Here is a 19019-nt window from a genome sequence, read left to right as displayed (position 1 = left end):
CTTCGCGTCGATGATCGATCGGACCAGACGATCAGTAGCGGTAGTGGTCCGACTTGTACGGGCCTTCCTGCTTCACGCCGATATAGTCGGCCTGGTCCTTGCGCAGTTCCGTGAGCTTGACGCCGATTTTGGCGAGGTGCAGGCGCGCGACCTTCTCGTCGAGCGTCTTCGGCAACACGTAGACTTCCTTCTTGTACTTGCCGTCCTTATTGTTGGCGAACAGCTCGATCTGCGCCAGCGTCTGGTTGGTGAAGGACGCCGACATCACGAAGGACGGATGACCCATCGCGTTGCCGAGGTTCACCAGGCGGCCTTCCGACAGCATGATGATGCGGTGCTTGTCGGGAAATTCGATCTCGTCGACCTGCGGCTTGATGTTGGTCCACTTCAGGTTACGCAGACCCGCGATCTGGATCTCGTTATCGAAGTGACCGATGTTGCAGACGATGGCGCGATCCTTCATCGCGCGCATGTGCTCGATGGTGATAATGTCCTTGTTGCCGGTCGCAGTGACGAAGATGTCGGCACGGGGAGCCGCGTCTTCCATGGTCACGACTTCGTAGCCTTCCATCGCGGCCTGCAGCGCGCAGATCGGATCGACTTCCGACACCATCACGCGGCAGCCGGCCTGGCGCAGCGAGGCGGCCGAACCCTTGCCGACGTCGCCAAAGCCGGCGACCATCGCGACCTTGCCCGACATCATCACGTCGGTGCCGCGGCGAATGCCGTCGACCAGCGATTCACGGCAGCCGTAGAGATTGTCGAACTTCGACTTGGTGACGCTGTCGTTGACGTTGATGGCTGGCCACAGCAGCGTTCCGGCCTTCTGCATGTCATAGAGACGATGCACGCCCGTGGTGGTCTCTTCGGAAACGCCCTTGATGCTCTTGGCGATCTCGGCGAAGTAGCCCTTCGGCTTTTCCTTGAGCTGCTTCTTCAGAAGCGCGAAGAAGACTTCCTCTTCCTCGGAGCCGGGCTTGTCGAGGAAGGCGGTATCGCCGTTCTCGGCGCGCAGGCCGAGATGAACGTACATGGTGGCATCGCCGCCGTCATCGAGGATCATGTTCGGGTGACCGCCGCCGTGCCAGTCGAACAGCTTTGCGGTGTAATCCCAGTACTCCGCCAGCGTCTCGCCCTTGACGGCGAAGACCGGAATGCCGGCGGCCGCAATCGCGGCGGCAGCGTGGTCCTGCGTCGAATAGATGTTGCAGGAGACCCAGCGAATGTCGGCGCCGAGTGCTGCCAGCGTCTCGATCAGCACGCCGGTCTGAATCGTCATGTGCAACGAGCCCGCGATACGCGCGCCCTTCAGCGGCTGCTTCGGGCCGTACTCTTCGCGGGTGGCCATCAGGCCAGGCATCTCGGTCTCGGCCAGCGAGAGCTCCTTGCGGCCGAAATCGGCGAGCGAAATGTCTTTGACGATGTAATCGGTGAAGCCGGGCTTCGCGTTCATTGGGGGTTCCTAATCGATGAGTCTGGTGTCAGTAGCAAAGCAAGCTGAGCGTTTGTGGCACAGTCTTCTCCCTCTCCCGTTCTTACGGGGAGAGGGCTGGGGTGAGGGGCTCTATCCAAGCACTGAGCTTGCGGAGACTCCCCTCACCCGCCGCTTCGCGGCGACCTCTCCCCGCAAGGGGGCGAGGTAAGAGCAGTCAGAGCGCGCGCTTGAGCGGCTCGACGAGGTCGGTCTTCTCCCAGGAGAAGCCACCCTCGTTGTCCGGCGTGCGGCCGAAATGGCCGTAGGCCGAGGTGCGCGCGTAGATCGGGCGGTTGAGATCGAGATGGCTGCGGATGCCGCGGGGCGTCAGATCCATCGCTTGCGCCGCCGCCTTCTCGAGCTGATCCTCCGGCACCTTACCGGTACCGTGGGTGTCGATGTAGATCGACAGCGGACGCGCCACGCCGATGGCGTAGGCCAGCTGGAGCGTGCAGCGGTCGGCAAGACCGGCGGCAACGATGTTCTTGGCGACGTAGCGCGCAGCATAAGCAGCCGAACGGTCGACCTTGGTCGGATCCTTGCCGGAGAACGCGCCGCCGCCATGTGGGGCCGCACCGCCATAGGTATCGACGATGATCTTGCGGCCGGTCAGGCCGGAGTCGCCGTCGGGACCGCCGATGAAGAACTTGCCGGTCGGGTTGATGTGCCAGATCGTCTTCGGCGTGATCCAGTCGTTCGGCAGCGCCTCGCGCACATAGGGCTCGACGATGTCGCGAATCTGCTTGGACGAGATGTCCTCGACCAGGTGCTGATGCGAGACGACGATCTCGCGCACGCCGACCGGCTTGCCGTTTTCGTACTGCACGGTGACCTGGCTCTTGGAGTCGGGGCCGAGCACCTTCTCCTTGCCGGAATGACGGGCTTCGGAGATCAGGCGCAAAATCTTGTGGGCATAGAAGATCGGCGCCGGCATCAGATCGGGCGTCTCGTTGGTGGCGTAACCGAACATGATGCCCTGGTCGCCAGCGCCCTCTTCCTTGACCTCGCCCGGCTGCAGCGCATCGACGCCCTGGGCAATGTCGGCCGACTGCGGATGCAGCAGGATTTCGATGTCGCAGGTCTTCCAGTGGAAGCCTTCCTGCTCGTAGCCGATATCCTTGATCGCGTCCCGGACGACACCCTCGATCTGCTCGTTGGTCACCGACTTCGGACCGCGGGTCTCGCCGGCGATCACCACCTTGTTGGTGGTCGCGAGCGTCTCGCAAGCGGCGCGGATCTGCCAGGGGTCGATGCCGGCCTTGGGCCCTTCGCGGTAGAACAGATCGACGATTTCGTCGGAAATGCGGTCGCAGACCTTGTCCGGATGACCTTCGGACACGGACTCGCTGGTGAAGAGATAGGACGCGCGCATCAATAACCCCTTGTTCCGCCGCTAAACCGGCGGGCGTTTGCGATGTTTACCTGTGGATGGTGTCAATCACGCCGACGCGAGATGACGTAGGATTCGTCGAGAAACCAGAGCCCATTGTACTTTCGCAGCACGTCCCTGGCGGCATCCAGAGTGCGGCCGTTTTGAGTCATTTCTGTCAACCGGTCGTCCTCAATCTGAGCGACATACACCGCCGCATTCCACGCTGCAAAGGCCGTCGAGGTTCCGATCGTACCGGTCACCTCGTTGGGCAGCGCTTCCATATCATACCTGAAGATCGAGCGGTTATCCGCATATGCATTAAAATTTAAGTCGCGGCCCACCGATCCGAGTTCATACTTAACCGCGCGCAATAGCTCATGACGGCTCACCGCGAAAGGATTTTCTCCGGGCCAGATCGCCTGGATCATTTCCATGCCCGGATCCTGGCCGTGGGAGTGGATACCGATCAGCCGCCCCCCCGGCCGAAGCGCCCGGGCCAGGGGTGCAATGATCCGCTTGGCCCGGAAATTGACGGAGGACAGAGCGCGGTAGGGCTGGGACGCGATGACGAGGTCGAAATTGGCTTCGGTCTGGCCCGGCCGCGGAATGGTCGAATCCAGCAGGAACCTGTGGTCCTCGCGATACAGGACCAGAACCACTGGCCGTTCATACAGCGGCATGGAGGTGCGCGGGCTGATCGCGGCGCGCCAATTCTGCTCCAAAAACGGCCTCAGCTCTGCGATCTGCTGCTCGAACTCGCCGGATGAGGCGCCCCGCAGCGGGACCTCGTGCCAGACGGTCGCAGCCGCCGCCGCAGGCGATGCTGGCGTAAGCCAAGGCGCCTCCGAATAGAACATGTTGGTGAAGACGAACACCGACGCCGGATGCTCGAAAATGCGATCCGGCACCTTCTCGAGCGTCAGTCGCAGGTCCTCAAGACTGAGCTCCTTGCCGGCGACGTAGAACGGCATGTGTGGAAAGCGCTGATGGGTTGCGCGCAGCACGCGCGCCAGCACGGTGCCATCGCCGACGCCGGCGTCGAACATCCGCAGGGCCGGCGGACGCGGATGGATGGAGGCAAGCTCCAGGGCAACCCGATCCGCCACCACCCGCTTTTCGCTGCAGGTGTGGACGAAGAGCAGGTATTTCTGACGGTTCTCGAAGAAACGGAAATTACCGCGCGGGTCTCGCTTTTCGGGGGGCACCTGGAGCCCCCGCGGCGGCGGCACGCCGCCGGCCATGGATGCCGCCATATAGGCCTGAATCCGCTCCAGCGTGTCGATGGTGATGCGTTTGCCCTCGCGCAGGCGATGCACCAGTTTCCCATCGTTCACCGCGCGCCGGCCGAACGTCGATTCCGCCATATCCGCCTTGCGGCAGAACTCTGTGATCTGGCTCAGGATTTCGTCGTTTTTCATGGAGTGGGAAAACAGTGGGCAGGGAGGTTGGGACCTGCGTCCTAGCAAATTCTGCCCACTCAGGGAATAGCGGATCTGGCCGCGCACCGCGGTCCTCATCCGCTTTTGCCCAGGCGATCGCGCCGGCCAGCTCGACCAAGCTGCGCTTGACGACGGGGCGCAAACTCGCCGCTCCTCGCGCCATGCGCGCGCCGAGTCTAGAGTTCAGCAGATGACGACGCGTGGGTGCGGGCTGAGGTGGTGTCGGCCACGAAGAAAAAGCAGGTGCGTGGTCGAACCCGACGCGGCCGGGCGAGGTATTTCTCACGGCGAGCTGAGGGCGGGATTGCGCGCCCGCGGGTCAGGAGCGCCGCGCTATCGGCCCCACACTCACTTTCATCGCCCGGCCTTGACCGGGCGATCCAGTATTCCAGAGGCAGCGAGAGCTACGGAGAAGCCGCGCCGTTGGATTGCCCGCTTTGGCGGAATGACACCGAGCTAGCCGAGACTACTGGCCCCACACTTCCTTCGCGATCTCGACCGCTAGGCTCAGCTTGGCCCACTGCTCCTCTTCGGAAAGGATGTTGCCCTCTTCCGTCGAAGCAAAGCCGCATTGCGGGGAGAGTGCCAGTTGCTCCAGCGGCACGAACTTGGCGGCTTCTTCGAGACGGCGCTTGATGTCGTCCTTCTTCTCGAGCTCGCCGAACTTCGAGGTGATGACGCCGACCACGACGATCTTGTTGCCCTTGGGCAAGAAGCGCAGCGGCTCGAAGCCGCCGGCACGGTCGCTGTCATATTCGAGGAAGTAGCCGTCGTAATTGGTGCCGGCGAGCATGGTCTCGGCGACGGGCTCATAGCCGCCCGAAGAAATCCAGGTCGAGCGGAAATTGCCGCGGCAGACATGCGTCGTCACCACCATGTCGGCGGGCTTCTCGGCCAGCGCGTAATTGATGATGCGCGCATAGATCTGCTGCAGGCCGTCCGGATTGTCGCCGCGCTCGCGCGCCTTTTGCAATTCTTCCTGCGAACAGAGATAGGCCCACACGGTGTCGTCGAACTGGAGATAGCGGCAGCCAGCGTCGTAGAATGCCTTCACCGCCTTGCGATAGGTCTTGCCGAGATCCTCGTAGAACGCGTCGAGATCGGGATAGACGTCCTTGGAGATCGACTTGCGGCCGCCGCGAAAGTGCAGCACCGCGGGCGAGGGAATCGTCATCTTGGCGGTGACGTGGGCCTGGTCGGCGACCTTCTTCAGGAAACGGAAGTGGTCGAGCATCGGGTGGTCGTCGGGAAAGTCGAGCTGGTCGATCACCCGCACCGCGTCGTGCCGGGTCTGCACGCCTGCGAACTGGATGCCGGCGTCCGGATGAAACAGCTCGCAGCCGGTGAGCTTGGCGAGGAAGTCGAAATGCCACCAGGAGCGGCGGAATTCGCCGTCGGTCGCAAGCTTCAGGCCGACCGAGGCCTGCTTGTGCACGACCTTCTCGATCTCCAGGTCCTCGATCTTGCGCAGATCGTCGGCCGAGATCTCGCCCTTCTCGAGACGGCCGCGGGCTTCCTTGATCTTGGCGGGACGCAGGAGGCTGCCGACCTCGTCGGCGCGGAAGGGGGCTTTGGTTCGCTGCATTTCTTACTCCCTGGATATTTTGTATAGCGCTTTCAAGCGAAGTGGGCACCGGTTCGCGAAGAAAACGCGTCGGCAAATTAGTGGGCCGCCCCTGCGACGCCGAGGTGCCGTTCCAGGACCGAGGGGTCGGCCTTCAGCGCGGCGCTCGGAGTGTCGTGGACGATCGTTCCGCGCTCCAATATCACAACGCGGTCGGCCAGCCCCAGAATCTTTTGGGCATTCTGCTCGACGATGATCGAGCAGATACCGCCCGCCCGGGTGATGGTGCCGATCGCCTTGAGCAGCTCCTCCACGATGATGGGCGCGAGCCCCTCGGTCGGCTCGTCCAGCAGCAGCACTTTCGGGTTGAGGGTAAGCGCACGGCCGATCGCCAGCATCTGCTGCTCGCCGCCGGAGAGCTGGTTGCCGAAATTGCTTCGCCGCTCCTTCAACCGCGGGAACATCTCGTAGACTTTCTCGACTGTCCAGGGACCGGGCTGGGCCACCGCGGTCATGTTCTCCTCGACCGTGAGCGAGCGGAAGATGTTGCGCTCCTGCGGCACCCAGCCGATGCCGGCGCGCGCCCGCTGATCGGGCCGGAGCGAGGTGACATCGGTGCCGCCGAGCGCGACGGTCCCGGAAAAGCGGCGGGTGACGCCGACGATGGAATTGATCAGCGTGGTCTTGCCGGTGCCGTTGCGGCCGAGGAGCGCCAGCACCTGCCCCTCGGCGAGGCGCAAGCTCATCTTCGGCAGCACCACGGCCTCGCCATAGCCCGCGCGCAAAGCCTCGATCGCAAGCAGGTCAGACATTGACCGCCTCCTCGCCGAGATAGACCGCCTTGACCTGCGGATCGCGCGCGACCTGCTCGGGCGGGCCCTCGGTGAGTAGCCCGCCCGAGACCAGCACCGAGATGCGGTCGGCGAAGGAGAACACGAGATCCATGTCGTGCTCGATCAAGAGCACCGTGACGTCGCGCGGCAGGCTGCCTACGACGGCGAGAATATCGTGGCGCTCACTCTCGGGCACACCGGCAGCGGGCTCGTCAAGCAGCAGCACGCGCGGCTTGGCCGCGATCGCAACCGCGATCTCGAGCAGGCGCTGCTTGCCGTAGGGCAGCGTCACGGTCTGGTCATTCATGACGTCGAGCAGATGGAAGCGCGAGAGCAGATCTGAGATCTCGCCGTTGACGTCGCTGCGGGTGCCCATCCGCCGCCACCAATCGCCGCCATGGCCGAGGCGTTCGGAAACGGCAAGACCGATGGTCTCGAGCGGCGTGAGATCGGAATAGAGCTGGTTGATCTGGAAGGTGCGCGACAGGCCGCGCAGCACGCGCTTGTGCACGGGCAGATCGGTGATGTCCTGGCCTTCGAGCAGGATGCGGCCCGAGTTCGGCTTGAGCACGCCGGTGAGCTGGTTGATGACCGTGGTCTTGCCGGCGCCGTTCGGGCCGATCAGCGCATGGCGGGCTCCCTGCTCGATCTTCAAGGACAGGTCGCGGGTGACGCGCAGGCCGCCGAACTGCTTTTCGAGATTTTGGGTTTCGAGCGCGATGGTCATGCCTCGCTCTCCGGCACTGCGACGACGGCCTTGCGCCCGGCGACCTGCTTGATGATCAGGTTGGGCACGTACAGCACCCAGCGGTGCAGACGCTGGCGGCCGACCAGCACCATCACGACCAGCACGAGGCCGATCCAGAACTGCCAGTATTGCGGCGTTATGGTGGAGAACAATTCCTGGAGCATGCGGAACACCACAGCGCCGATCAGCCCGCCATAGAGATAGCCGGTGCCGCCGATGACCAGCACCAGCATCAGATCGGCCGAACGCTCGAAGGCAAAGACGTCGAGCGAGGCGATCGCCGTGGTCTGGGTGAACAGCGCACCGGCGATGCCGGCATAGAACGCCGCAAGCGTGTAGATCGCGATCAGGCGTCGGGTGACGGGGATGCCGATAGCGGCGGCGCGCAGCGGATTGTTCTTGATCGCACGCAGCGACAGGCCGAAGGGCGAATGCACGACGCGGCGGGCGAACAGGAAGAGCAGGAACAGCACGGCCAGCGAGTAGAAAAAGCCCGCCTTGCCGAACATGTCGAACGGGATCTGGCCGAGGATCGGTTGCATCTCGATACCCTGCAGGCCGTCGGTGCCACCGGTGATGTTGGAGAAGCGCTCGGCGAGCGCCTCCAGCAGCAGGGCGATGCCGAGCGTAACCATCAGGCGCGTGAGGTCGACGCCGCGGATCACCAGGAAGCTGGTGGCGAAGCCGAGCACCATCGCGGCAAGGCCGGCGACGATCAGCGCCAGCACGGGTTCTTTGACGATACCGTGAAGCGCAAGTAGCCCCGCAGCATAGGCGCCGACGCCGAAGAAAGCGGCATGGCCGAGCGAGACGATGCCGGCATAGCCGAGGATGAGATCGAGCGACATCGTAAACAGCGCCAGCCGCAGGATGTCGGTCATGATCAGATAGCGCGTCGGAAATGCGAAGCCGCAGGCCAGCACGACCAGCCAGAAGGCGATTTCGCCGTAGTGCCAGCGCGCTTGGCGCTGGGCGTGAAAACCGACATCGGAAGCAGCGCTCATCGGCGAACTCAACGGGCGGCTGTGCGGCCGAACAGGCCGTTCGGACGCCAGATCAGGATCAGGATCATCATGGTGTAGATCACGAAGGGGCCCATCTTCGGCACGTAATATTTGCCGGCGACATCGCCGATGCCGAGCAGGAGCGAGGCCAGGAACGGCCCTGTTATCGAGGAGGAGCCGCCGACGGTCACCACGATCAGGAAGTAGATCATGAACTTCAGCGGAAAGTACGGATCGAGACCCAGGATCTCGGCACTCAGCGCGCCGCCGAGGCCTGCGAGCCCGCAACCAAAGGCAAAGGTGAAGGCGAATACCTGCGGCACGTTGATGCCGAGACCGCTCGCGGCACGGGGATCGTCGACCGCGGCGCGCAAGCGGCTGCCGAAGCGCGTCTTGGCCAGCACCATCTGAAGAGCGATGGTGAGCAGACCGCAGATGACGATGATCATCAGGCGATAACGGCCGATGCCGACGCCGAATACGTCGAACTGGCCTTGGAGCGCCGCCGGCAAATTGATGAAGACGCGCGAGGAGCCCTGGATGTAGTCGACGGCGGCGACCGACATGAAGGTCAGGCCGATGGTGAACAGCACCTGGTCCAGATGGCTGCGCGCATAGAGATGGCGGTAGAGCGTGCGTTCGAGCACGATGCCGATCGCCGCGGAGGAGATGAAAGCCAGCGGCAGTGCCGCGAAGAACGGCCAGCCCATCCGGTTGACCAGCACCATGCAGACATAGCCGCCGGCCATGGCGAAGGCGCCGTGGGCGAGATTGACGAAGTTCATCAATCCGAGCGTAACCGCGAGCCCGCAGGCGAGCACGAACAGCAGCATGCCGTAGGCAACGCCATCGAACAGGTTGGTGAGGATTGAGGTCATCGAGTGTCGAAGATCATCTCAAGTGTGGCTAGGGTCGTGCTGCGCTCCCTCTCCCGCTTGCGGGAGAGGGTCGGGGAGAGATTGTCTCAGCAAAGGGACAGCCCCTAGTGGAAGAGCCCTTACCCGACGCTTCGCGTCGACCTCTCCCGCAAGCGGGAGAGGTGAAGCAAGCACGTCACTTCTTGGTCTTGCCGAGATCCTTGACGGCTTCGAACGTCGCGAACTCGACGTTGTAGAGCTCGCCGTCGACCTTCTCGACCTTGCGGATATAGATGTTCTGCACGATGTCGCGGGTCTCGGGGTCGATCGAGATCGGGCCGCGCGGACTCTCCCACTTCTGGCCCTTCATGGCCTCCACCAGCTTGGTGCCGTCGGTGTCGCCGTTGGTCTTCTTCAGAGCCTCGTAGATCAGGTGGATGCCGTCATACCCGCTCACGGCCATGAAGCCCGGACGATTGCCGAACGCCTTCTTGTAGGCCGCGACGAAATCCTTGTTCATCTGCGAGGGGTGCGCCGCGGAGTAGAGATGCGCGGTGACGGTGCCGAGCACGGCATCGCCCATGTTGTTGAGGAGGTCGTCGTCGGTGACGTCGCCGGGTCCGATCACCTTGATGCCGGCCTTGTCGAGGCCGCGTTCGGCATATTGCTTCATGAAGTTGCCGCCCTGGCCGGCCGGCACAAACACGAAGATCGCATCGGGCTTGGCGTCCTTCATGCGTTGCAGGAACGGTGCGAAATCGGGATTGGCGAGAGGCGTCTTGACCTCTTCGACCACTTCGCCGCCGCCGGCGGTGAAGTTCTGCTTGAAGAAGTTCAGCGCGTCGTTGCCCGGCGCATAGTCCGAGGTCAGCGTCGCCACCTTTTTGATGCCGTTTTTCACCGCCCAGTCGGCGATGATGGTGGAGGACTGCGCCAGCGTGAAGCTGGTGCGCACGATATAGGGCGAGCGTTCGGTGATGATGGAGGTACCGGCCGCCATTACGACTTCCGGGATCTTGGCCTGCGTCGCCAGCGGCGCGGCCGCGAGCGCGGCCGGCGTCACGCCAAAGCCGGCGATGAAATGGACCTTGTCGTTGACGATCAGCTCCTGCGCCGCGGTCTTGGTCTTGTCCGGGATCGCGGCGTCGTCCTTGAGGATGATCTCGATCTTCTTGCCGGCGACGGTGTCGCCCTTCTGCTGCATGTACAGCTTGATCGCGTTTTCGATCTGCTTGCCGGTCGAGGCCTGGCCGCCGGTCATCGGCAGGATCAGGCCGACCTTGACGCTGTCCTCGGCCTTGGCAGGCACGATCGCCGCAAGGCTCACGATAGCCGCAACGGCGGCGGCCCAAGCAGCCTTGTGAGACAATTGTTTGCCTTCGAACATCAGATGTCCCTCCCCTTCATTCCTGACTCTTGTGCCCTGGACCGAGTGCCCGGTCCTTGCCTGAAAACTAAGCCCGTGCGCGGTGATAATCGCGCGCCACATGGGCGTCTTTCGCGCCCTCCTTGTCAATCGGACGTTTGGCGACCCTTCGGCTTAAGCCCGGCGTTCCATGTCCCACCGACGGGAAGCGGTGCCGCGGGTTACGCCGGAGTAACTCGACAACGATTACGACGCGATCATTTGTACGAATGTACAAAGAAAATGGACTTGTCAACGAAAACCCCCGTCGCCGACCAAGTCATGTTGTCGCGAGCTTCACATCGTAGTCCAGAAGTGGCAGGGGCCGCGTGCATGGAGGATTTCGTCTTTCCTTTGCAGAATTCGGACATCTGACGTCCCGCCGGCCCAACTCGGTAATAAATTACCTACCTCGAATAAGTCTATTTTACCTTGTTGAAGGCTACTCTTCTTTCCGCTGGCCCGAGCTGGCGTCCAATGACCGAACGCGTGCGCGCCCCGACAATGTCCAAGACTTTTCGTTCCGCCCTCCTCCTCGTCGCGCTCGCCGCGGGGCTGTCCGGCTGCGGGACGGTCAACGAAAAACTCTCCGCCGGCATGGGCGACTACGTCCCGCAATGGGCCGGCGGCCTGCCGGCCGATGCCCCGCCGCGCGTGGGCACGCCGCAATACGAGGCCTACATGCGGGAACGCGAACGCAAGCGGCTGCTGCCGGCGGCGGATCGCGAGAAGGAAGAGCAGGCGCAGAAGAGCGCGACGGGGGCTACGTCGGCTGGCGCGGTGCGGTAAGGGGCGAATGGCGAATAGGGATCCGGTTCTATTCGCTACTCACTACTCATTAATCCACGAACACCACGGTCTTGCGGCCGTTCAGGATGACGCGCTCGTCCAGATGGTAGCGTATCGCGCGGGCGAGTACGCGACGCTCGATGTCGCGGCCCTTGCGGACGAGATCTTCCGGCGTGTCGCGATGGCTGATGCGCTCGACGTCCTGGTCGATGATCGGGCCCTCGTCGAGGTCGCGCGTGACGTAATGCGCCGTGGCGCCAATCAGCTTGACGCCGCGCTCATGCGCTTGGTGATAGGGTTTTGCGCCCTTGAAGCCCGGCAGGAACGAATGGTGGATGTTGATGCAGCGCCCCGACAGTTTTGCCGACAGGTCATCCGACAGGATCTGCATGTAGCGGGCGAGCACGACGAGATCGGACTTGGTGGTGTCAACGAGGTCCATGATCTGGCCCTCCTGCTCGCGCTTGCTGTCCTGGGTCACGGGCAAATGGTGGAACGGGATGCCGCTGAAATCGAGCCCGGCATAGACCTCGCGCGGATGATTGGAGACGATCGCGGTCGGGATCATCGGCAATTCGCCGATGCGCCAGCGATAGAGAATGTCGACCAGACAATGGTCTGACTTCGACACCAGCAGCATCACCTTGCGATGCGCAGCCCGGTCGCGCATCTGCCAATCCATGCCGAACCGCTCGGCGATCGCGGCAAAGCCGGTCTGCAGCGCCGACAGTTCCACGGCAAGATCGGCCGCGGTGAACACCACCCGCATGAAGAACTTCTTGGTCTCGATGTCGTCGAACTGCTGGGCGTCGAGGATGTTCTGTCCGTTGTGCGCGAGGAACGTCGACACCGCCGAGACGATGCCGGGACGATCCGGACAGGACAGGGTCAAGACATATTGATGATCGGGCATGTTGATGAACAGGCTTGGTTCTTGATGAAGGTTTGGGCAAAGGCTCGGAACGATCGCGATTGCGCCCTCCTCTATCACCGACCCCGCCCTTGCGCCAATCCCAAGCGCGGAGTCAGGATGAACGGACCATTGCATTGACTGACCTGGAGTACGCCCATGGCCGACCGCTTGAACGGCACCCGCATCCTGATCCTGGAGACACGCGAGGAGGCGCAGTTCTCAAAGCTTCTGGCCGAGCAAGGCGCCGAGGTCGTGCAGTGCCCGATGTTCACTATTCACGATGCACCGGACCCGGCCCCGGTCGAGGCCTGGATCCGCCGCGCCATCGACAAACCCCTTGATGATCTCGTGCTGATGACCGGCGAAGGCCTGCGGCGGATCATGAAGCTTGCCCGCGCAAGCGGGTTCGATGCCGATCTTGTCGCGGCGCTCGCCAAGACGCGGAAATTCACCCGCGGTCCGAAGCCCGGCAAGGCATTGCGCGAGGTCGGCCTGGACGCGCAGCAGACCACGGAGAAACCGACCACCGAAGGCGTCATCCAGATGCTGGGAAAGCTCGATCTGAGGGGCAGACGGCTCGGCCTCCAGCTCTATCCGGACAAGGACCACAGCGCGCTGACCGGCGCGCTTGCCGCGCAAGGCGCCGTGGTCGATCCCGTGCTGCCCTATGTCTACGATTCCAGGGCCGCGGACGCCAATATCATCACGGCGATCGACGACATGGCCGCCGGGCGGATCGATGCCCTCGCGCTGACCAATCTCGGCCAGGTCCGCCGTCTGATCGAGGCCGCGAAGGCGCATGGCAGCGAGTCCAAGCTGCGCGCCGGCCTCGAACGGACACTGATCGCGTCGGTCGGCCCGGCGGTGTCCGGTGAACTCGCCGCGCACGGCCTGCGCACGGACGTCTCGCCGGCGGAGGAGGCCTATTTCATGCGCCCGCTGATCTCGGCGATGGCTGCGGCCCTGGCGGAGCGAAAGCCGGCGGCGCGCTGATTTGGGCTTACATCGCGGCATTGCCAACGAGCACGAACGGCGCCCAGATGCCGGGCTGCGCATTCGCGCCGCCCTTCGCGATCAGGGCCGAGATCGAGCGACGCAGCGCCTCGGCGCGGCCGATTTCGGGCTGCGCGTTGATTGCATCGATCGTGCCGGTCGTGATGACCACAGCTGCATCGGAGTTGACCGCCCAATGCGAGACCAGCAGCGCCCGCGTGCCCGCATAGAAGAAGGCCCGCGCAAGACCTGAGAAGGCCTCCGAATTAGCCGCCTGGCCGCCGGCCGTATTACACGCCGACAGGATCACCCAGTCGGCATCGAGCCTGAGGCCCGAAATCTCCGACGACGAGAGATAGCCGTCATCCGCTTGCGTCGCAGCCATTGGCGGGCTCAGGATCAACCCGGGCTCGATCGAGCCGCGCACCTGTCCCGCAAGCGCACCATGCGTCGCGAAATGCAGGATGCGGTATTTTGCGAGCTCGCCGCTTTGGCTGAACGTCTTCATCTTCGTCTCGGACGCATCATTGCCGAGCACGACATCGGCTTCGACAGGCGCGAAACTATTGGCCACCGCACACAATTCGAGCGCGGTTTCCGGCAGCGGCATCTGGCGCCTGAGCTGCGCAAGGTCGGCCGTGCCGCCCGACAGCGCGTCGACGCCACGCAAGCTCCTTTGCGCGACCTGGCTCGCCCGTGCCGGGATGGCGGCGCAGGTCTGGATCTGACGCGCGAGTTTGGCGCGCGAGATCGAAAGCTCGCTGCGGCCATCGCCGTCGAGCGTCGGATTGCCGACGCCAAGGAACGGTTTCGATGCCGCGCTCCTGCGCGCGACCTGGCGTAGCGCCTTGAGGCTGGAGACGGAGGGCAAGACCGTCGTCGCAAATCGCTTGACCAGCCAAGGTGCCTTGCTGAGGTCGCCACCTGCCGCGGGCTTGTCCGTCAGCAAAACCTGGAAAGGCAGCGTCGCCAGTGGGCCCGACGGCACCAGGATCAGCTCCTTGCCATCGATCTCGCGCGCCACCGGACCGAGCAAGGTTTGGTAAAGTGCAAAGGCGCCCTCCTGATCGAACAGCAACGGCTCGTCAGCGCCCAGCGGAGTGTTGCGGCCGAGTTTCTGAGGGCATATTGATGCCTTGTCCAGCCAAGCCTCCGCGTCGAGACCGCAGCGCAGCCTGCCGACGGCCTCGTTGAGCTGCCTTTCGCCGAGATCGGCCGCATGCCAACGCACATCCGAGCGCGTCACCATCCAGACGAAAGTGGCACGCGAGGTCGTCGTGAACAGCACCATCGCCTCGTTGGGGCGAAGCTGCTTCTGGACGTCCTCGATCGCGATAGGGGTCCTGGTCACCAGCGCCGCATAGTCCGGAAACCGGGTGGCGATGGTGCGATCCAAATCCCGGATCTGACCTGCAATGTCCGCGGCACGGACGCGGAGCGCTTGTTCTGCCGCCGCATTGCGCGCGGCATTGGCTTGCGAGATCGCCGCCACCAGCAACTTGTCGGTCGCGACCGCTTGCGCGCCGAGATCCTGCCGTTCTCGAACGCGTGCCGCGAGTTCCCCGCGGCCATCCGCGACGCGGGCCGACATCCCCGCGATCGCGCGCGCTGCCTGCTCGTCACCGATCCACTGTGCCGCCTCGAACGCCTGCGACCGCAACGCGGCCTTCTGCTCGTCACTGGCGCGAGCGAGGTTGTAGGCGGCAACGATCAAGCCCGGATATGGATTGGTGTCTTCACGGGCCCTGAGATCGCCGCGGCCTTCTTCGCCGAACTCCGCGGCCCGGCGGCCGTTCTGGATCGCAACCGCACGCGCGAACGCGTCACGGGCCTGCTGCCAATCCTTCAGATCGAGAAAATGGGCGCCGAGATTGGCAAAGCTGCTGGCGGCATCAGGATGCGTGTCGCCGAGAGCGCGCGGGCGGATATCCAGCGCGCGTTTCAGCAGCGGCTCGGCCTCCTGCGCCCGGTCGGTGCTGTCCAGGATGACGGCCAGATTGTTCAGGCTGTTCGCGACCAGCGGATGGGAGGCGCCCAGGGCAGCTTCGCGCAGCGCAAGCGACCGGCGGGCGAACGGTTCGGCCTCGGCGTACCGATCGCCGTCCCCCATGAGCGTCACCAGATTGTCGAGAGCGATCGCAACGTCGCGATGGCCAGGACCGAGGGCTTTCTCGCGAATGGCAAGCGATTTGCGTAAGAGCTGCTCGGCCTCCTGCTTGCGATCGAGATGGGTCCAGGCCTCCGCGAGATTGTTCAGCGCCGTCGCCACGTTCGGATGCGCCGTTCCAAAGCTCTTTTCCTGAATGGCGAGCGCCCGTGTCAGCAGCCCCTCGGCCTCCGCATCCCGGCCCTCGCGCGAGAACACCAAGGCGAGATTGTTCAGGCTCGCGGCGACGTCAGGATGATCCGGCCCCAGCGCCTTCTCCCTGATGCCCAGGGCTCGCCGGGCCAGTTGCTCGGCCTCCTGAAGCCGGCCCTGCGCGCGCCGGAGCTCACCGAGATTGCTCAGCGTTGCCGTCAGATAGACGCTGTCGGGGCCATGCTGCTTTTCCTGGAGAGCGAGCGCTTCGGCAAAGTTTGCTTCGGCCTCGTGCAACCGGCCTTGCGCGCGATGAACCTCCGCGATGTTGTTCAGGGTCACCGGGATCATGATATCGGCCTGTCCCGGCGACTTCCTGAACCCCGCAAGGGCGCGACTGAACATGTCGAGCGCCTCGGTCTCCTTCATCTGACGGTGACGGAGATTGCCGAGCTGCATGCGCGCCAGCGCCGTCGTCAGATGATCGGGGCCGAGCACGCTCTCGTCGATGGCGATGGCGCGGGACATATCCCTCTCAGCCTCGCTCAGCCGGTTCAGGCCGAGCTCGATCTGGCCGAGCGTACCGAGCACGGCGGCGACATCGGGATGATTGGGTCCGAGGCTCTTCTCGCGAATCGCAAGTGCCCGCCTCAGCACGGCTTCGGCCTCGGTTGTCTCGCCTTGCGCCTGGAGCGACTGACCCAGTACCACCAGTGTGGTCGCCGTCAGCGGCGACTGTCGTCCCGAGCTCTTCTCGGACTCGGCAACGAGCTTTCGTGCCAGCCGCACAGCCTCGCCATAGCGGCCTTCCTTGGCCAGCGACGTGATGCGCTGCATCAGCGACAGCATGTCCTGTGGCCCAGCCCGGCAGGACAACGCGAGGACGCTCGCGAGAATCAGGGAACCCAGAAGCCGCGCGGCAAACCTGTGCCAACGTACCCACATGCTGTGATCGCTCCGCTCCCCCGAGCCCGGCGGCCCTTAGGGCCACAGCAAGATGAAAACTATGTGACCGCGTCATATGTCGGCGCAAGCGGCAACCGGGAGCCCCGTACGAGCCGGGGTCTGCGCAGCCAGCCACGTCCGTGCCGGGGGGACCGGCGCGCTGGAATGGTCGCGCATGGCGGCATGCGGCAGCTTCGATTGACAGCGGCATCACCGGCGCTACGTTCTCGCCCAGAAGAAGAAACAGGGCAAAGGAATCGCCGTGACACGCGTCATCGTGCCTTGAGCACATCCGCACGATCTTCCGCACTCGCGCCATTCCGCATCCGCAACTATCGCTTCCAGTGGCCGTCCGACCTGCTCACCTCCTGGGCGTTCGAGGTCGAGACGCTGGTGCTCGGCTGGTACATCCTGGTCGAGACCGGGTCGGTGCTGCTGCTCACCGTGCTTGCCTCGCTCCAGTTCGTCGGGACATTGGTCGCGCCGGTGTTCGGGATGATCGGCGACCGCATGGGCCATCGCGACCTCCTGGTCGTGATGCGTCTGGCCTACACCGTGCTCTCGTCAACCCTCATGGTTCTGGCACTGACCGGTCATTTGTCGCCGCTGAGCGTGATGATCATCGTCGCGATCATGGGCGTGATTCGCCCTTCGGATCTCGGCGTCCGCGGCGCGCTGCTTGCCGAGATCATGCCGGCCGAGCAACTGGTGGGCGCCATCAGCGTTGCGCGCACCACCCAGGACAGCGCTCGCATCGCCGGAGCGTTGACGGGCGCCGGGCTGTTTGCCCTCCTCGGCATCGGCCTCGTCTATGTGGCCATCGCCTGTCTCTACTTCTCGGCCGCGCTTCTCATGCTCTGCCTGACCCGGCCGAAAAGGATGGTCACCACGAGCGACCTTCCCGCGAATAGCCACGCCATTTCCCGATTGTTTGGCGACCTCAAGGAGGGGATGGTCTACGCCTGGAACGGCCCGGGAATGCGCGCTGCGCTCTGCGTCGCCTTTCTGGCCAATCTCACCGCCTTTCCTTTCACCGGCGGGCTACTGCCCTACATCGCGCGGGAGATCTTTCAGACCGACCAGACCGGCCTCGGCTATCTCTCGGCGAGCTTCGCCGTCGGATCGCTGATCGGCTCCATCACGCTCAGCCTCGTCAGCGGACTGCGCATTGCCCGGCTCCTGATCGGCGCGACGCTGGCCTGGTACGCCATGCTGCTGGTCTTCGTCGAGATCAGAACCATGCCGGTGGCGATGGCCTGCCTCGTCCTCGCCGGCATCGCGCAGAGCATGTCGATGATCTCGGCAGCGGTGATCCTGATGCGAACGGCGAGCGCACATCTGCGCGGCCGCGTTATGGGCGTTCGCATGATGGTGATCTATGGCTTGCCGCTCGGACTGCTGGCCGCCGGCACCCTGATCGACATCATCGGCTATTCCGCGACCGGCTCGCTTTATGCCGCCTCGGGGATCATCGCGATGCTGGCGATCGCGATCCGCTGGCGTGCTGACCTCTGGCCTGCGCACGCCCCCGCCAATGCGCGCTAATCCCCATACCCGCGCAACCGTTCGATATCGAGGATGGTGACGCCACCATATTCCAGCCGCAGCAGTCCCTCCTTCTCCAGCCGGTTCAGGGCGCGATTGGCGTTCTGGCGGGACATGCCCGAGAGCGCGCCGATCTCCTCCTGGGTAATCTCCAGATGCGCCGTCGATTCCGGATAGAGGATCGGGTTGTACAGCGAGGCGATACTGCGGGCCAGACGCGCGGTGGCATCCAGCGTGCGGTTGACCTCCAGCATGCCGATGAACTGGCCGAGCCGTTCGTTGAGCTGGCGCACCAGGAAGCGGTTGAAACCGACGCTGTTCTCGAACAGCCACATGAAGGCGCTGCGTTCCATCAGGGCGACGCGGCTGTCGCGCAACGCGACCACGTCATAGCGGCGCGGCTCGTTCTTGAGCACGCTGCCCTCGCCGAACCAGGCTCCTGCCGTCAGCCCGGCAAGGCTGGTCTCCTTGCCGTCCCGCGAGATCCCGCCCATGCGGGCAAGCCCGCCCACCATGCCAGCCCAATAGACAAAAATATCGCCGCGCATGAACACGGTCTCGCCGGTGCCGTATGACCGCTCCGTGATTCCAGCACGCGCGACCTCGATCTCCGCTTGCGTGAGCTCGCGCGACCAGGCGGCGACGCGCTTCAGATGCTCTTCTGAAATCATGATCTCGCCGCCAACCGCACCGTTTCGTCGCTCCGCCCTCTGCTGCAATGCAACATGATGATCCGACCGCCATCCGACGAAAGATGAAGGTCACTGCCGCCCGGCAAACTTTGTCGCAGAATTGTCAGCCGGGAGACATTTCAAAATAGCGGTTTCCCCTATTGAGGA

At 63.9% G+C, this 19019-nt stretch carries 15 protein-coding genes; 3 read left to right on the top strand and 12 right to left on the bottom strand.

What is annotated here, in order from left to right:
- Positions 1-31: 31 nt before the first annotated feature.
- The 9 genes from ahcY to IVB28_RS09595 form a co-directional block, all read right to left on the bottom strand.
- Positions 32-1453 (bottom strand): adenosylhomocysteinase, encoded by a 1422-nt coding sequence (gene ahcY, locus IVB28_RS09635; protein ID WP_027545108.1) that lies wholly within the window; start codon positions 1451-1453, stop codon positions 32-34.
- A 196-nt stretch (positions 1454-1649) separates the two neighbouring features.
- A complete protein-coding gene (gene metK, locus IVB28_RS09630; protein WP_247525833.1) occupies positions 1650-2846 on the bottom strand; it encodes a methionine adenosyltransferase in 1197 nt (398 codons plus the stop codon).
- Between the two features lie 62 nt (positions 2847-2908).
- The gene (locus tag IVB28_RS09625) at positions 2909-4264 is read right to left on the bottom strand and encodes a hypothetical protein (protein ID WP_247525832.1); all 1356 of its coding nucleotides are present in this window, start codon (positions 4262-4264) and stop codon (positions 2909-2911) included.
- Positions 4265-4751: 487 nt separating this feature from the next.
- Positions 4752-5870 (bottom strand): cobalamin-independent methionine synthase II family protein, encoded by a 1119-nt coding sequence (locus tag IVB28_RS09620; protein WP_247525831.1) that lies wholly within the window; start codon positions 5868-5870, stop codon positions 4752-4754.
- 77 nt (positions 5871-5947) lie between these two features.
- Positions 5948-6661 (bottom strand): ABC transporter ATP-binding protein, encoded by a 714-nt coding sequence (locus IVB28_RS09615; protein ID WP_247525830.1) that lies wholly within the window; start codon positions 6659-6661, stop codon positions 5948-5950.
- The gene (locus IVB28_RS09610; protein ID WP_247525829.1) at positions 6654-7409 is read right to left on the bottom strand and encodes an ABC transporter ATP-binding protein; all 756 of its coding nucleotides are present in this window, start codon (positions 7407-7409) and stop codon (positions 6654-6656) included. The genes IVB28_RS09615 and IVB28_RS09610 overlap by 8 nt, the downstream gene beginning before the upstream one ends.
- Entirely contained in the window at positions 7406-8434 is a 1029-nt protein-coding gene (locus IVB28_RS09605; protein ID WP_247525828.1) for a branched-chain amino acid ABC transporter permease, read from the bottom strand. Before IVB28_RS09605 ends, IVB28_RS09610 begins: the two co-directional genes overlap by 4 nt.
- A gap of 8 nt (positions 8435-8442) precedes the next feature.
- Positions 8443-9312 carry a branched-chain amino acid ABC transporter permease gene (locus tag IVB28_RS09600; RefSeq protein ID WP_247525827.1) on the bottom strand — a complete coding sequence of 290 codons (870 nt, stop codon included), beginning with the start codon at positions 9310-9312 and terminating at the stop codon, positions 8443-8445.
- A 175-nt stretch (positions 9313-9487) separates the two neighbouring features.
- A complete protein-coding gene (locus IVB28_RS09595) occupies positions 9488-10678 on the bottom strand; it encodes an ABC transporter substrate-binding protein (RefSeq protein WP_247525826.1) in 1191 nt (396 codons plus the stop codon).
- 522 nt (positions 10679-11200) lie between these two features.
- On the opposite strand from IVB28_RS09595, the gene IVB28_RS09590 reads away from it, so the two are divergent.
- Positions 11201-11485 carry a hypothetical protein gene (locus tag IVB28_RS09590; protein ID WP_247528499.1) on the top strand — a complete coding sequence of 95 codons (285 nt, stop codon included), beginning with the start codon at positions 11201-11203 and terminating at the stop codon, positions 11483-11485.
- Between the two features lie 49 nt (positions 11486-11534).
- Here the strand turns inward: IVB28_RS09590 and purU are convergent, their stop codons facing one another.
- Entirely contained in the window at positions 11535-12398 is an 864-nt protein-coding gene (gene purU / locus IVB28_RS09585) for a formyltetrahydrofolate deformylase (RefSeq protein WP_247525825.1), read from the bottom strand.
- A gap of 156 nt (positions 12399-12554) precedes the next feature.
- Here purU and IVB28_RS09580 point away from each other — a divergent pair, with 156 nt between their 5' ends.
- On the top strand, positions 12555-13391 hold the full coding sequence (locus IVB28_RS09580; protein ID WP_247525824.1) for a uroporphyrinogen-III synthase: 837 nt from the start codon (positions 12555-12557) through the stop codon (positions 13389-13391).
- 7 nt (positions 13392-13398) lie between these two features.
- On the opposite strand, the gene IVB28_RS09575 is transcribed toward IVB28_RS09580, so the two are convergent.
- Positions 13399-16539, bottom strand: a complete 3141-nt coding sequence (locus IVB28_RS09575; RefSeq protein WP_247525823.1) for a CHAT domain-containing tetratricopeptide repeat protein — start codon at positions 16537-16539, stop codon at positions 13399-13401.
- A gap of 378 nt (positions 16540-16917) precedes the next feature.
- Between IVB28_RS09575 and IVB28_RS09570 the strand changes: the two genes are divergently transcribed.
- Complete coding sequence (locus IVB28_RS09570; protein ID WP_247525822.1) at positions 16918-18180, top strand: MFS transporter; 1263 nt, start codon at positions 16918-16920, stop codon at positions 18178-18180.
- Here IVB28_RS09570 and IVB28_RS09565 read toward each other — a convergent pair.
- Entirely contained in the window at positions 18177-18851 is a 675-nt protein-coding gene (locus tag IVB28_RS09565; RefSeq protein ID WP_247525821.1) for a Crp/Fnr family transcriptional regulator, read from the bottom strand. The two genes, IVB28_RS09570 and IVB28_RS09565, sit on opposite strands and share 4 nt — an antisense overlap.
- Positions 18852-19019 lie beyond the last annotated feature (168 nt).

It is taken from the genome of Bradyrhizobium sp. 199 (genome assembly GCF_023073355.1).
Classification (GTDB): domain Bacteria; phylum Pseudomonadota; class Alphaproteobacteria; order Rhizobiales; family Xanthobacteraceae; genus Bradyrhizobium.
This window is presented reverse-complemented; position numbering and strand designations above follow the sequence as displayed.